The sequence below is a fragment of the Bacillus sp. FSL P4-0248 genome (genome assembly GCF_038593305.1).
GTDB classification, from domain to species: domain Bacteria; phylum Bacillota; class Bacilli; order Bacillales; family Bacillaceae; genus Bacillus; species Bacillus safensis.
Genome location: NZ_CP151983.1, coordinates 2,215,751 through 2,229,712, shown reverse-complemented (window position 1 = coordinate 2,229,712; position 13,962 = coordinate 2,215,751). Strand labels below are relative to the sequence as shown.

General features: G+C 40.8%; 15 protein-coding genes. 10 read left to right on the top strand and 5 right to left on the bottom strand.

The features are described from left to right. Nucleotides 1-26: 26 nt before the first annotated feature. A complete protein-coding gene (gene ispG, locus NST65_RS11370; protein WP_024423001.1) occupies nt 27-1,142 on the bottom strand; it encodes a flavodoxin-dependent (E)-4-hydroxy-3-methylbut-2-enyl-diphosphate synthase in 1,116 nt (371 codons plus the stop codon). Nucleotides 1,143-1,247: 105 nt separating this feature from the next. Then, nucleotides 1,248-1,550, bottom strand: coding sequence for a hypothetical protein (locus NST65_RS11365; protein WP_039180007.1), 303 nt, complete (start codon nt 1,548-1,550; stop codon nt 1,248-1,250). A 200-nt stretch (nt 1,551-1,750) separates the two neighbouring features. Here NST65_RS11365 and NST65_RS11360 point away from each other — a divergent pair, with 200 nt between their 5' ends. Further along, nucleotides 1,751-2,296 (top strand): GNAT family protein, encoded by a 546-nt coding sequence (locus tag NST65_RS11360; RefSeq protein ID WP_098677416.1) that lies wholly within the window; start codon nt 1,751-1,753, stop codon nt 2,294-2,296. Nucleotides 2,297-2,368: 72 nt separating this feature from the next. On the opposite strand, the gene NST65_RS11355 is transcribed toward NST65_RS11360, so the two are convergent. Further along, on the bottom strand, nt 2,369-3,127 hold the full coding sequence (locus NST65_RS11355) for a DUF1189 domain-containing protein (protein ID WP_041117993.1): 759 nt from the start codon (nt 3,125-3,127) through the stop codon (nt 2,369-2,371). A 144-nt stretch (nt 3,128-3,271) separates the two neighbouring features. Here NST65_RS11355 and NST65_RS11350 point away from each other — a divergent pair, with 144 nt between their 5' ends. From NST65_RS11350 to pstB (NST65_RS11310), 9 genes are all read left to right on the top strand, one after another. Continuing rightward, nucleotides 3,272-3,757: a DUF456 domain-containing protein gene (locus NST65_RS11350; protein WP_024427974.1), complete on the top strand. Its 486-nt coding sequence runs from the start codon at nt 3,272-3,274 to the stop codon at nt 3,755-3,757. A 182-nt stretch (nt 3,758-3,939) separates the two neighbouring features. Then, nucleotides 3,940-4,548: a superoxide dismutase SodA gene (gene sodA, locus NST65_RS11345; protein ID WP_098677417.1), complete on the top strand. Its 609-nt coding sequence runs from the start codon at nt 3,940-3,942 to the stop codon at nt 4,546-4,548. A gap of 122 nt (nt 4,549-4,670) precedes the next feature. Continuing rightward, nucleotides 4,671-5,957 carry an MFS transporter gene (locus tag NST65_RS11340; protein WP_034280166.1) on the top strand — a complete coding sequence of 429 codons (1,287 nt, stop codon included), beginning with the start codon at nt 4,671-4,673 and terminating at the stop codon, nt 5,955-5,957. Nucleotides 5,958-6,079: 122 nt separating this feature from the next. Then, the gene (locus tag NST65_RS11335) at nt 6,080-8,215 is read left to right on the top strand and encodes a penicillin-binding protein 2 (RefSeq protein WP_034280763.1); all 2,136 of its coding nucleotides are present in this window, start codon (nt 6,080-6,082) and stop codon (nt 8,213-8,215) included. A gap of 214 nt (nt 8,216-8,429) precedes the next feature. Further along, entirely contained in the window at nt 8,430-9,347 is a 918-nt protein-coding gene (locus NST65_RS11330; protein ID WP_024422995.1) for a phosphate ABC transporter substrate-binding protein, read from the top strand. A gap of 79 nt (nt 9,348-9,426) precedes the next feature. Next, entirely contained in the window at nt 9,427-10,353 is a 927-nt protein-coding gene (gene pstC, locus NST65_RS11325) for a phosphate ABC transporter permease subunit PstC (protein WP_024422994.1), read from the top strand. Further along, the gene (gene pstA, locus NST65_RS11320; protein WP_025092964.1) at nt 10,353-11,237 is read left to right on the top strand and encodes a phosphate ABC transporter permease PstA; all 885 of its coding nucleotides are present in this window, start codon (nt 10,353-10,355) and stop codon (nt 11,235-11,237) included. The genes pstC and pstA overlap by 1 nt, the downstream gene beginning before the upstream one ends. A gap of 32 nt (nt 11,238-11,269) precedes the next feature. Continuing rightward, complete coding sequence (gene pstB, locus NST65_RS11315; RefSeq protein WP_170825867.1) at nt 11,270-12,073, top strand: phosphate ABC transporter ATP-binding protein PstB; 804 nt, start codon at nt 11,270-11,272, stop codon at nt 12,071-12,073. Nucleotides 12,074-12,088: 15 nt separating this feature from the next. Then, nucleotides 12,089-12,871 (top strand): phosphate ABC transporter ATP-binding protein PstB, encoded by a 783-nt coding sequence (pstB, locus tag NST65_RS11310; protein ID WP_098677419.1) that lies wholly within the window; start codon nt 12,089-12,091, stop codon nt 12,869-12,871. Nucleotides 12,872-12,912: 41 nt separating this feature from the next. Here the strand turns inward: pstB (NST65_RS11310) and NST65_RS11305 are convergent, their stop codons facing one another. Next, nucleotides 12,913-13,413: an endolytic transglycosylase MltG gene (locus tag NST65_RS11305; protein WP_024422990.1), complete on the bottom strand. Its 501-nt coding sequence runs from the start codon at nt 13,411-13,413 to the stop codon at nt 12,913-12,915. Further along, nucleotides 13,410-13,757, bottom strand: a complete 348-nt coding sequence (locus NST65_RS11300) for a hypothetical protein (protein WP_024422989.1) — start codon at nt 13,755-13,757, stop codon at nt 13,410-13,412. The genes NST65_RS11305 and NST65_RS11300 overlap by 4 nt, the downstream gene beginning before the upstream one ends. Between the last annotated feature and the right edge of the window lie 205 nt (nt 13,758-13,962).

Genomic DNA, 13,962 nt, shown 5'->3' with positions numbered 1-13,962 from the left:
CTGACTATGACGTCAGGCGTTTTTTGTTAGGCATTCGCTTGTTTTTCTTTTTCAGCTTCCATTTTCGCATAATGTTCTTCAGCGATTTTATCAATTTCTTTTTTCAGTTCTTCGACCATTGTTTCTTCCGGTACTTTACGAACAATTTCACCTTTACGGAACAATAAGCCTTCGCCTCTAGCGCCTGCGATTCCGATGTCCGCTTCACGCGCTTCACCTGGACCGTTAACAGCGCAGCCGAGAACAGCTACTTTAATCGGTGCTTTAATTTTAGAAATATATTCTTCGACTTCATTTGCAATGCTGATGAGGTCAATTTCAATTCGTCCACAAGTTGGGCAGGAGATCAGTGTTGCTGCATTTGATGCAAGACCAAATGATTTCAACAATTCACGTGCTACTTTTACTTCTTCAACTGGGTCAGCACTTAATGAAATGCGGAGTGTGTTCCCAATTCCCATATTCAAAATAGCGCCAAGTCCAGCTGCACTTTTGACTGTACCTGCAAATAACGTACCTGATTCTGTAATCCCAAGGTGAAGAGGATAATCAAAGGCTTTAGCCGCTTTTTCGTATGCTTCAATTGCAAGGTTTACATCAGATGCTTTCATACTGACGATGATGTCATGAAAGTCTAGGTCTTCTAAAATTTTAATGTGATGCAGTGCACTTTCGACCATACCATCTGCTGTTGGGTAGCCGTATTTATCAAGAATTTTTTTCTCTAATGAACCAGCGTTTACGCCAATACGGATTGGAATGCCTTTTTCTTTTGCTGCTTTGACAACCGCTTCGACTTTTTCTCTTCTTCCGATGTTTCCTGGATTGATTCGGATTTTGTCTGCGCCTGCTTCAATCGCTTTCAGGGCAAGCTTATAGTCAAAATGAATATCCACAACAAGCGGGATGTTAATTTGCTTTTTAATGTCCGCAATTGCATTTGCTGCACGCTCATCTGGACATGCGACACGCACGATTTGACAGCCTGCCTCTTCTAAACGTTTAATTTCAGCGACTGTCGCTTCGACATCATGTGTTTTGGTTGTTGCCATACTTTGAATGACAACCTCATTATTTCCACCTATAGTTAAAGGTCCCACTTTGACGGGACGCGTTTTAGTACGATGTGTGACTTCACTCACTTGTCAATCGCTCCTTAGTGTACAAGCAATCCTTTGCCGTGTACGTCGTGTTTTACAGTTCATATTGTAACAGTCTCTTTGTATGAATGACAAGGAATTAACGTTTTATCTCTTGTAGACAGGAAACTTATATGTGCTGCCTGCTCTGATTTCGTTCGCTTTAACACCTTGATTCAGCTCCTCGAAATCTTTAATGACGTCATCAAGCGGCTTGCTTGTATGTACGATGGAGAGGACCGTTTCACCTTGTTTTACAGTGACGTTCTTATATGTCTTTTTCTCAGCTGTTTGAAGGGCACTTGCTGGGACAGCTGGGTTTTCCTCAACAGGAATGGTTCCATTTTTTAAATCAAAAAAGATAATAAAGAGGACAAACAAACTGATTAGTAAAAAAAGAATTCGCCGCATTTTACTCACCGCTTTTAAGAGTTTACTTCAGTCTATGCATGTCCTGAAATGATAGAACCAAAAAGAGGAGAAAAGCTGGAAAGGATGGTTCTAGTTAGTCCTAGTATGTCTTGTAATAAAAACTTCTTGGGTCGTTGGTGTAGTAAATAGGAGAGCAACCTCATATGGCCAGTATGATAAAATAATAATGGGGGGATTTTATGAAGAAGGTTAGTCAGCATATATATGTGAGAACACTAACAGAAAATGATGCAGAATCACTGTTAACATTAGAGCTTGAGAACCGCTCATATTTTCAGGAATTTACACCTTTGGTCAAAGATGATTTCTTCACGTTAACTCGCCAAATTGAGCGAATTCAGCGGAGTAGGCAAAAAAGTGCACAAGATGAATCTAACATGCACGGTATTTTCTTAAATGAAACCGATGCCTTAATTGGGACGATCTCATTAAGTTCTGTCGTAAGAGGTCCGATAGAAGGAGCTTGGCTCGGGTATGTACTCGATCAAAGGCAGGGCGGAAATGGATATATGACAGAAGCCATTCGTTTAATCATTGACTATGCCTTTTTTGAGTTGAATCTCCATCGTATTGAGGCTGGAGTAAAGCCGAGTAATAAGGGTTCCATTCGTGTACTTGAAAAGACAGGTTTTGAAAATGAGGGACTAAATCGTAAAAAAGTAAAGATTAATGGAGTGTGGGAGGATCACTATTTATTTGCGATCATCCATCCAGATGAGTCCTAGCATGAACATACATAAAAAGCTCCTCCGAGCCGGGGGAGCTTTCATTGTGTAGACAAATCCTTGTTGGATGGATCATTTACTTTTTTTTGCAGGTATTTCTTTCACAACAAGATATAAGAAGATAAAGTTAATGACCCAATTTAATAAAAATGAGTTTGCAACAGGCGTGTTTAATGCACTCATAATGGCGAAAAAGACCGTTGTTAAAGTGAGTGAATAAGCGGAGAGCTTCCAAAGCATTTGGAAAGACAGCTCTTTTTGCTGCATTCGTTTAATAAATGTACCAAGCATCGCAAGGAATGTTGCGCTGATAAACATGAGAGCCGCAGTTGATAAATATAGTAGTACACAGATGACAGGGATGATAATCGCTTGGTTCTGATTTGTGACCCGTGCGAGTTCATCTTTTGTCAGCGTTCCACCAAGGAGCTGATATGGAATATCTGTCATTTGCCCATCAATGGCAATCACTGCTTTTTCCTTTAATAAAGCGATGGCCGTTTGCTTTGATTCTAGCTCACTTGCTTTTATTTTTTCAGCAGGATCAAAGATGATCGTGATGCCGTTTTCTTCTTTTTCTATTGGTGCACTTTGATCCGCTTGAAGTTTTCCTTTTTCGATTGAAAAGTCGGGTAAATCTTTTTTGATCACATGCTGAAATCCTGACATCGCATTCGAGATCTCTTGGCTCATATGATACCCCTGAGGAACTGCTGCGATGATTGAAAGGATAAAAATGAATAAAATTGCTTTACCGATCCCTGTAAAGCGTGCTTTAGCAATATCTTTTGGTGAATAAATTCCTTTTAACAATAGATTAAATACGTTCAATACCCATTCACTTCCTACATTCTTTTCTATTTCTCATATTGTATCAATGTCTATCCATCAAGTACAAGTATGGCCTTCATCACTGGTTAAGATAGAAGGAATGAGGCATAATGTATACAGCATATAAAAGGAGGCGGCAGGGTCTTGGACATTTTGTATTGGATACTGATTGGCTGTGCATTTATCATTGCGTTTGTTGGACTGGTTTATCCAATTATCCCGAGTGTAGTCTTTATGGTTCTCGGATTTATTCTATATGGTTTCTTCTTTAGCTTCGAGCCGCTTACACTGACGTTCTGGCTTATTCAAGCCATGTTTACTGCCGTCTTATTTGCGGCAGATTATGTCTCAAACCTGATTGGGGTAAAGCGCTTTGGCGGCAGCAAGGCAGCTATTTGGGGAAGCACCATTGGGTTATTAGCTGGTCCTTTTGTGATACCAATTGCAGGAATTATTATTGGTCCATTTCTCGGGAGTGTCATTGCAGAGCTCCTTGTTCATCAAAAAGATCTGAAGACGAGTGTGAAAGTCGGATTAGGCTCATTAATTGGATTTGTATCAGGTGTTTTTGCAAAAGGATTGATTCAAGCGCTGATGCTTGGCATCTTTTTATTTTATGTCCTTCGCTAAGTTGAAAAAGGGTGTTTAAAACTTTTTCAAAAGGGCTAAATACAAAATAAACACTGAAATGTTTCAGAACATGAGCAATAACGTTGAAACAAGCTGTTTCTTTTGATACTCTTTGAGTAGGGTGAATTGCTGACTTACAAAGGAAGCATTTCAGTACATACATTTTAAGGAGGAATTTAACCATGGCTTTTAAACTTCCAGAATTACCATATGCTTACGATGCATTAGAACCACATATCGACAAGGAAACAATGACGATTCACCACACTAAACACCACAACACATATGTAACAAATTTAAACAAAGCAATCGAAGGTGTATCAGCTCTTGAAGATCAATCAATTGAAGAGCTAGTGGCTAACTTAAACTCAGTGCCTGAAAACATTCGTACTGCTGTACGTAACAATGGCGGAGGACATGCGAACCACTCATTATTCTGGACGCTTCTTTCACCAAACGGTGGCGGCGCACCAACTGGTGAACTTGCAGATGCGATCGAAAAAGAACTAGGTGGATTTGAAAAATTCAAATCTGATTTCGCTGCAGCAGCTGCAGGACGCTTTGGTTCTGGTTGGGCATGGCTTGTTGTGAACAATGGAAAACTTGAAATCACAAGCACGCCAAACCAAGATTCTCCTTTAACTGTAGGAAAAACGCCAATTCTAGGACTAGACGTTTGGGAGCATGCTTACTACCTAAACTACCAAAACCGTCGTCCTGATTACATTTCAGCATTCTGGAATGTTGTGAACTGGGATGAAGTAGCTCGCCTTTACAGCGAAGCTAAATAAATCATTTGATTTGAAAAGACCTGCTCTTTAGAGAAGCAGGTCTTTTTATATTTTCCCTCCTTTTTTTACATATCTGCCTTTTGATGAGACAGACTATTGTGTAGAAAAGGAGAATGAATGGTATGAGCAGATTAAAGAAAATGTTCGGGGACATGGATGTTACAAAAGATTTATTGCTCCTCCTCACGATTGGCGGGTTATACGCACTTGCCATTGCGCTTTCGAATACGTTTGTAAATGTGTACTTATGGAAACAGTCCGGGAAATTCACAGATCTTGCGATTTATAATTTGGCCATTGTTGTGCTTCAGCCCATTACATTTTTATTCGCTGGCCGGCTCGCAAAAAAAATAGACCGGGCGTTTGTCCTTCGTTTCGGTGTCATCTTTTTAGCCGCTTTTTATTTAATTGTCTTAATGGCAGGAGAACAAGCGGCCGCACGGCTAGTTTTATTGGGAAGTGTCCTTGGGATCGGCTATGGTTTTTACTGGCTTGCTTTTAACGTACTCACCTTTGAGATCACTGAGCCTGAAACAAGAGATTTCTTTAATGGATTTCTTGGGGTGCTTTCCTCAACTGCCGGCATGATTGGTCCGCTCATTGCGGGAATTGTCATTTCTCAGTTAACGGATGATACAGGCTACACCGTCATTTTCACATTATCGCTCTTTTTGTTTTCACTAGCGGTTGTGATGAGCTTTTTCCTCAAAAGAAGGCAGTCAAAAGGCAAATTTATGATCAAACAAATTTGGAAAGAACGTCATGCAGATGAGAATTGGCGTAGGATTACAACAGCTCACTTTTTTCAAGGGCTTCGTGAAGGGGTCTTTGTCTTCTTAATCAGTGTCTTTGTGTTTATTGCAACAAACAGTGAGCTTGCTCTCGGGACGTTTGGTTTAGTGAATTCAGGTGTTGCCTTTTTTACTTATTTCTTCGCTACACGTTTGATTAAGAAAAAGTGGCGAAAGAAGGCCATCATGCTTGGCGGGCTGATTTTATACGGCGCCTTGTTTTTAATCGTTTTCCACTTGTCCTATGTATCACTTCTGATGTATGCGGTAGCCATTGCAATAGGATATCCGCTCCTGCTTGTTCCTTATGTATCCTTAACATATGATGTCATCGGCCATGCAAGGTACGCCAGAAAGGCCCGAATTGAATATATTGTGGTCAGAGAGCTATTTTTAAATGCCGGCCGTATTTGTTCGATTGTTTTGTTCCTGCTGTCTGTCACCTTACTAGGTGATGAGCTCGGAATCCCTGCATCACTTGTTGTGCTCGGAGCGGGGCACACCCTCATTTATTACTTTGTAAAAGATATTCATTTGAAAGAAAAAACAGCTGATATGAAAGAGGCTGACGGTCAAAAGCCAGTTTCTCAAACGAACCTTATTAAGGGAGAAAGGTAAAATTTCTTACCAATGGAACATCAAATTTCTAGATAAATGATAGAAAAACCGCTAAAATGATGATGGCACCTTTTATACACAAAAAGGGGTGCCATTTCTTTCTTGATAGAAAAGGTGATGTGATGAGAAACAAGAAAAACAAAAAAGACGCGAAGGAAGGGCGCAAAACACTTCCGATCCGGCTGAATTTATTATTTTTAGCTGCCTTTATTATTTTTACCGGCGTTGTCGTTAGACTCGGGTTTGTGCAAATTGTCAATGGAGAAGATTATAAAAAGCAGGCAGAAAAACAAGAGGATGTGAATGTCAGCTCATCTGCTCCGCGCGGAAAAATTTATGATCGAAACTACAATACGATTGTCAGCAATAAAGCGCTGAATGCCATTACATATACGAGAACCTCGACGACTTCACAAGAAGAGCGGCTCAAAGTGGCATCAAAATTAGCGGATATGATTCATGTGAGTACGAAAAAAATCACAGATCGTGACAAAAAAGATTTCTGGATCTTAACGCATCCGAATGAAGCGAAAAAGCTTGTTCAAAAAGAATCAGAATTAAAGGGTGACGATAAGGTCTCTGATGATAAACTATATGAGCTTCAGCTAAAACGCATCACAGACAAGGAATTAAATCAACTGACGAAAAAAGATTTACAAGTGCTTGCCATTAAAAGGCAGATGGATGGAGGCTATGCACTTACGCCTCAATTTATTAAAAATGAAGATGTAAAGCCAAGCGAAATTGCTTACGTCTCTGAGCATTTGGACGAGCTGCCAGGTGTTGATGTGACGACAGACTGGTCACGCAGCTACCCGTATAAAGGACTGCTCCGCAGTATGCTCGGCAGTGTGTCTTCGAGTGATGAAGGTCTTCCGCAGTCACTTCTTGAGCATTATCTATCACTCGGCTACAGCCGAAATGACCGTGTAGGAAAAAGCTATCTCGAATATCAATATGAAGATGTCCTGCAGGGCCAAAAGGAAAAAGAACAGAGTACAACTGATAAACAGGGCAATGTCACAAGCTCTAAAGTGTTAACAGAAGGTAAGAGCGGGAAAGACCTTGTGCTTACAATTGATATTCAGCTGCAAAAAGCAGTTGAAAAAATTATTGAAAAGAACTTGAGAAGTGCGAAACAAAGAGGGGGAACTGAGCTTCTTGATCGCGCATTTGTTGTCATGATGGACCCGAGAAATGGAGAGGTTCTCTCTGTTGCGGGTAAGCAGATTTCTAACAAAAACGGAAAATACAAATTCGATGACTACTCATTAGGAACGATGACATCCTCATATGCGATGGGATCAGCCGTAAAAGGGGCAACTGTACTGACTGGATATAAAACAGGCGCTATTCATATTGGAAGTACCCAATACGATGAACCTCTCTATATCGCCCAGTCGCCGCCAAAGAAATCCTATCAAAATATGGGACTCATTAATGATTTAACTGCACTAGAGCGTTCATCAAACGTATATATGTTCAAAACCGCAATCGCCATTGGGAAAAGCGAATATCGTAAGAATCAGGCGCTCCCAATTGATCCGAAAGCATTTGATACGTTCCGCTACAATTTCAGTAAATTTGGTCTTGGCGTCAAAACAGGTATTGACCTGCCAAACGAAGCAACAGGCTACAGAGGAACGTCTACACAATCGGGGCTCTTACTTGACTATGCGATTGGACAGTATGATACGTTTACACCGCTGCAAATGGCGCAATACGTTTCAACCATTGCAAACGGCGGGTATCGTTTACGTCCGCAGCTTGTCAAAGAAGTGAGAGAGCCAGACCCGCAGCGCGGTATTGGAGCTGTGACGGAATCCGTCAAACCGGATGTATTGAATAAGCTAGACATGACAAGTGATGAAATTAAGCGTGTCCAGCAAGGCTTCAAGCTTGTGATGCAGAACCCAAGAGGGACAGCCTATTCAAACTTTGGCAACAAAAAGTATAATCCAGCTGGCAAAACAGGAACCGCTCAATCATTCTATGACGGTCCAATTAAAAGCAAGCGCGGTACACCGACGTATAACACAACTCTTGTTGCGTATGCGCCTGCTGATAATCCAGAAGTGGCTATTTCCGTTGTCGTGCCATGGGTGTATCAAGACTACAACCAGCGCTATCCAATTACAAATGATATTGGTGAACAAGTATTAGATAAGTACTTTGAACTGAAATCAAAACAGGAAAGCAATGATACACAGGCGAAAAACAAAAACAAAATTGAAAATGAAGCAGAAACAAATAACTAGACCTTTCATAGGTAAAAACGCTCACTTTTTGTGGGCGTTTTTTTACGTTTTCTTCAAAAATTCCGATATAAATTGACAAAATTCATAAAAAACGCCGCAATTTCTCTACAAAACTTCGACATTTACAAAACCTTAACATTCCATTTAAACGAAATTAATAAAGAACCTTTAATGTATTACTCGTAGGACAAATTATTCAGGGGGTATTCTTGAAATGAAAAAGAACAAATTATGGCTGCTTACTTTCCTTACTATCGCATTGTTAGCATTCGTCACAGCATGCGGAAACAGCAGCTCAAGCGGAGATTCAAAAGACAGTAAAGGAAATGCTTCAAACAAAGATGAGGCATCAGGTTCCATTACCATCTCAGGATCATCTGCGATGCAGCCTTTAGTTCTTGCGGCAGCAGAAAAATTCATGGATAAACATCCAAAAGCCGATATTCAAGTACAAGCCGGCGGTTCAGGAACAGGACTTTCTCAAGTTTCAGAAGGATCTGTACAGATTGGTAACTCAGATGTATTCGCTGAAGAGAAAGACGGAGTCGACGCAAAAGCTTTAAAAGACCACAAAGTAGCAGTTGTTGGAATGGCCGCAGCTGTAAACCCTGAAGTGGGTGTCAAAGACATCACAAAGGACGAATTGAAAAAAATCTTCACTGGTAAAATCAAAAACTGGAAAGAGCTTGGCGGGAAAGACCAAAAAATCACGCTTGTTAACAGACCTGATTCTTCAGGAACACGTGCAACATTTGTGAAATATGCACTTGATGGTGCAACACCTGCAGAAGGAATCACAGAAGATTCTTCAAACACAGTGAAAAAGCTGATTGCAGAAACACCAGGTGCGATTGGATACCTAGCATTCTCTTATTTAACAGATGACAAAATTACACCGCTTAGCATTGATGGTGTGAAACCAGAAGAAAGCAATGTAGAAAGCGGTAAATATACAATTTGGGCATACGAGCACTCTTATACAAAAGGTGAGCCGGAAGGTCTAGCAAAACAATTCTTAGATTACCTTATGAGTGACGAAGTACAAAAAGAAATCGTCAAAGACCAAGGCTACATCTCAGTCTCTAATATGAAAGTAGAAAGAGACGCAACAGGCAAACAATCGGATAAGTAAGAGGTCTTGAATTGCTGATGAAGGAAAAGTGGAGCATTTCACTTTTCCTTTTATGACATTCATAGGAGTGTAGAAAAAGATGAAGCAGATAGAACATACAGAAGCGAGCGATCGGCTGATCAGCTCGAAGAAAAATAGGCAAATGGATGAAGTAAGAGGAAGTATTTTGGTGAAATTCTGCGCATTCTTAATGATTGCAGTATCCATCGCCATCACAATATTCCTTGGCATTAAGGGTTTACAATCTTTCATCGTAAATGGTGTAAGCCCAATTGAGTTCTTAACCAGTATCAATTGGAACCCAACAGCAGAAAACCCGGAGTACGGCGCATTTCCTTTTATATTTGGATCGATCGCCGTCACGCTTCTATCGGCACTTATTGCAGCGCCGCTAGGCATCGCAGGAGCGATCTTTATGACAGAAATTGCACCTGCATGGGGCCGGAAAATTCTCCAGCCAGTCATTGAATTGCTTGTAGGGATTCCATCCGTTGTTTACGGATTCATAGGTCTTACAGTATTGGTGCCGTTTATCGGACATTTCAAGTCAAGCGGCTCAGGGCATAGCGTGTTAGCAGGAACGATTGTCCTGTCTATTATGATTCTGCCAACCGTTACATCTATTGCAACTGATGCAATGGCTTCACTTCCAAAAAGCTTACGTGAGGGATCCTATGCACTTGGCGCTACAAGATGGCAAACGATTAGACGTGTGCTTGTACCGGCAGCTCTTCCAACATTAATGACAGCAGTCGTTCTTGGAATGGCAAGAGCATTTGGTGAAGCCCTTGCTGTACAGATGGTCATTGGAAACACGCGTAATTTACCAGAGAGCATTATGGATACAGCTGGTACATTAACAACCATTATTACGTTAAACATGGGTCACACAACGTATGGAAGTGTTGAAAACAATACACTTTGGTCAATGGGTCTTGTCCTTCTAGTTGTATCGTTTATGTTCATACTCATTATCAGATACTTGTCGTCTAGGAGGAAGATTTAATGAATAGCAAAATGACCGATCGTTTTGCCACGTTTGTTTTTGGATTATGTGCCGCCATTATTACGGCGATCCTAGTTGGTTTGTTTTCTTATATCATCTTCAACGGTGCAAAAGAATTAAATTTTGACTTTTTGACAACCCGCTCAAGTGCAATTGGCTCTGGCGGCGGTATTAGGGATCAGCTGTTTAACTCGTTTTACATTTTGTTTATAACAATGCTGATCACAGTACCACTTGGTGTCGGCGGTGGAGTGTACATGGCTGAATATGCGCCTCAAAACAAAGTCACTGATTTTATTCGCACATGTATTGAAGTGTTGTCTTCACTTCCTTCTATTGTCATTGGTATGTTTGGTTTACTCATGTTTGTCAATTTAACAGGCTGGGGCTATACGATCATCGGAGGAGCTCTTGCGCTCACGGTGTTTAACTTGCCAGTGATGGTCAGGGTGACAGAAGACGCGCTTCGCTCTGTACCGAAGGATCAAAAGGAAGCATCACTTGCGCTCGGTGTGACGAAATGGCATACAGTGAAGACAGTCCTGATTCCAGGTGCGATTCCTTCTATTATTACCGGTGCGATTTTAGCATCAGGAAGAGTCTTTGGGGAGGCAGCAGCGCTTCTTTTCACAGCAGGTCTCACCACACCGCGTCTTGATTTTACAAACTGGAGTCCATTTTCTGATACGTCACCGCTGAATATTTTTAGACCGGCAGAAACATTAGCCGTTCATATATGGAACGTCAATACACAAGGAATCATTCCAGATGCAGAGGCCATTGCAAATGGTGCATCAGCCGTACTTGTGCTTTCAGTTTTAGTATTTAACTTAGCAGCTAGATGGCTTGGTTCATTTATTCATAAAAAGCTTACGTCAAAATAATGTGAGAGAGGTGTGAAGGGGATATGGTTCAAATGCTAGCAGAAAAAAAAGAGATTGCAGCAAAAAAGGCTCCACTTCAAGCGGAACAGATTTTACAGGTGCAGGATTTAAGCATTTATTATGGTGAAAAAAGAGCGGTCAATCACATTTCATTTGAAATTGAGAAGAACGCAATTACCGCATTAATCGGCCCATCGGGCTGCGGGAAATCAACCTTTTTACGCAGCATTAACCGCATGAACGACTTGATCCCAGGTGCGAGAAGTGAAGGTGCGATCATGTACGAAGGACTCAATATTTTGGATGACCGCATTAATGTGGTGAATTTAAGAAGAGAAATCGGCATGGTTTTCCAAAAACCAAACCCATTTCCTAAATCGATCTACAATAACATTACCCATGCGTTAAAGTATGCGGGTGAAAAAAGAAAATCAGTACTTGATGATGCAGTAGAGGAAAGCTTAACAAAAGCAGCGCTGTGGGATGAAGTCAAAGATCGTCTGCACCGCTCGGCTTTGTCATTATCCGGCGGTCAGCAGCAGCGCCTTTGTATTGCGCGTACACTTGCGATGAAGCCCAGCGTTCTTTTGTTAGATGAACCCGCTTCTGCCCTAGACCCAATCTCAAATGCAAAAATTGAAGAGCTATTATCAGAGTTGAAAAATGATTATTCGATCGTCATTGTGACACACAACATGCAGCAAGCGTTACGTGTATCTGATCATACGGCCTTTTTCCTGAACGGTGATCTAGTAGAATATGATGCCACTGAACGTATCTTTACACGTCCTGCGCAGCAAAAAACAGAAGACTATATCAATGGTCGATTTGGATAAGGCGGGTGGATTTTGATGAATGCAGTAGCAACTGAAACAGCAAAAAAAGAAGTGTTTCGTGTGAATGATATGAACCTTTGGTACGGACAACATCACGCACTGAAGCATATTGATTTAGACATTAAAGAGCATGAAGTCACAGCAATTATCGGTCCGTCAGGCTGCGGAAAGTCAACGTTTATCAAGACCTTAAATCTTATGGTCAAAACAGTGCCAGGTGTGAAAATCACCGGAGATATGATGTATAACGGCGACAATATTTTAAAAGGCCGCGTTGATCTAGTGGAACTGCGTAAAAACGTCGGGATGGTCTTTCAAAAAGGAAACCCATTCCCTCAGTCTATCTTTGATAATGTCGTCTACGGACCAAGAATTCATGGCGTGAAGAGCAAGCAGCAATTGAAAGAAATCGCTGAAAAAGCGCTTCGTGATGTTGCCCTTTGGGATGAAGTGAAAGATCGATTAAATGCACCAGCTTTAGGTCTTTCCGGCGGTCAGCAGCAGCGTCTTTGTATCGCAAGAGCTATTGCTACAAGCCCAAACATTTTACTAATGGATGAACCAACATCAGCGCTTGATCCTGTCTCAACATTAAAGATTGAAGAATTGATTATGAAATTAAAAGAGAAATACACGATTGCCATTGTGACGCATAACATGCAGCAAGCGGCGAGGGTATCAGATAGAACAGCCTTCTTTTTAATGGGAGAGCTTGTTGAGGTCAATGATACGAATGTGATGTTCTCAGAGCCAAATGATCAAAGAACAAATGATTATATATCTGGTCGATTTGGATAATAAAACCCCCTGGAGGTCAGCGCCGCCAGGGGGTATTGTTGTTATTTTGTTAAGGCTTTGACGATTTGTTTGAACGTCATCCCTGTTTTTAAATTGAACTTGCCTGCACGAATTTCTTTATGGTAGCCGGCGTCAATCACGTAATCATTGAAATCTTTAGACGAGTTGATGATTCCGTCCTTTTCAAGCATGTCTGAAACATCACTTGTGCTCATCCCGTTTTTAATAACAAATTTGACCGATTTGCCTTTAGGTTTGTCCGATGTTTCTTTATCATTTTTAGAATCGCCGTCTTCATTTGCTTTCAGTGCTTTTTCTTTATAATCAAGAAGCTGCTGATATGTTTCACGGCTGACAGAGACTTCTTTTTTAGAGTCTAAATAGTTTTTCACATCGGTGTCTGTTACTTTCGCTGCGAGCGTTTCTTTTGTGGTTGTATCAGCCGCCGCTTCATCTTTTCCAGTGAGGAAAAAAACGATCGCCAGAACACCAGTTGCAAGAATCATACCTGCCGCAAACGTTTGGATGCTTTTTTTCGTCATACAAGCACCTTCTCATTGTCTTTAATGATCATGTTGACCTCATCTACAGATACATGCTCAGCGCGCGCAATGGCCTCAGGAGACATGCCATTTTGATGCTTTGAAATGATTTGTCTTGCGATAGATGGATCAATTTCTGAATGTTTGCGGACGACAATGTTTGTTTCAAGCAATTCTTCTTCAAGAACCTTCATTTTCTTTTTCAGTTTATAGATTTCTTGCATTGCAGATAGTTGAAGTGTTTCAAGTTCCTGCTCGACTTCTTTAATCGGCTCTCTTTGAAAATATGAGAATGCGATCAGTACGATACTGACAACAAGCAATCCGATAATTGCAATTTCCATGTTTCATCACCTTTTATTCATATTTTAATGCTGAAAGCCATAAAAGGCTTTCATGATTGTTTCAGACAGTTTTCGACCCTTCTTTTTTATACCATAAAAAAGCTAGTTTCAAAAGGAATTGCTGAAAAAATCACCTTTTTTTCATCTTTTTTCTTTTTATATGAAAAACGAGTATGAAAATCTTGCTCGCTGTCAAAATAAAAGA

Bases quoted from the DNA above. Each gene is read 5' to 3' on its own strand.
- NST65_RS11365 (WP_039180007.1), bottom strand. From the start codon at position 1,550: ATGCGGCGAATTCTTTTTTTACTAATCAGTTTGTTTGTCCTCTTTATT.
- NST65_RS11360 (WP_098677416.1), top strand. From the start codon at position 1,751: ATGAAGAAGGTTAGTCAGCATATATATGTGAGAACACTAACAGAAAAT.
- sodA (WP_098677417.1), top strand. From the start codon at position 3,940: ATGGCTTTTAAACTTCCAGAATTACCATATGCTTACGATGCATTAGAA.
- NST65_RS11340 (WP_034280166.1), top strand. From the start codon at position 4,671: ATGAGCAGATTAAAGAAAATGTTCGGGGACATGGATGTTACAAAAGAT.
- NST65_RS11335 (WP_034280763.1), top strand. From the start codon at position 6,080: ATGAGAAACAAGAAAAACAAAAAAGACGCGAAGGAAGGGCGCAAAACA.
- NST65_RS11330 (WP_024422995.1), top strand. From the start codon at position 8,430: ATGAAAAAGAACAAATTATGGCTGCTTACTTTCCTTACTATCGCATTG.
- pstC (WP_024422994.1), top strand. From the start codon at position 9,427: ATGAAGCAGATAGAACATACAGAAGCGAGCGATCGGCTGATCAGCTCG.
- pstA (WP_025092964.1), top strand. From the start codon at position 10,353: ATGAATAGCAAAATGACCGATCGTTTTGCCACGTTTGTTTTTGGATTA.
- pstB (WP_170825867.1), top strand. From the start codon at position 11,270: ATGCTAGCAGAAAAAAAAGAGATTGCAGCAAAAAAGGCTCCACTTCAA.
- pstB (WP_098677419.1), top strand. From the start codon at position 12,089: ATGAATGCAGTAGCAACTGAAACAGCAAAAAAAGAAGTGTTTCGTGTG.
- NST65_RS11305 (WP_024422990.1), bottom strand. From the start codon at position 13,413: ATGACGAAAAAAAGCATCCAAACGTTTGCGGCAGGTATGATTCTTGCA.
- NST65_RS11300 (WP_024422989.1), bottom strand. From the start codon at position 13,757: ATGGAAATTGCAATTATCGGATTGCTTGTTGTCAGTATCGTACTGATC.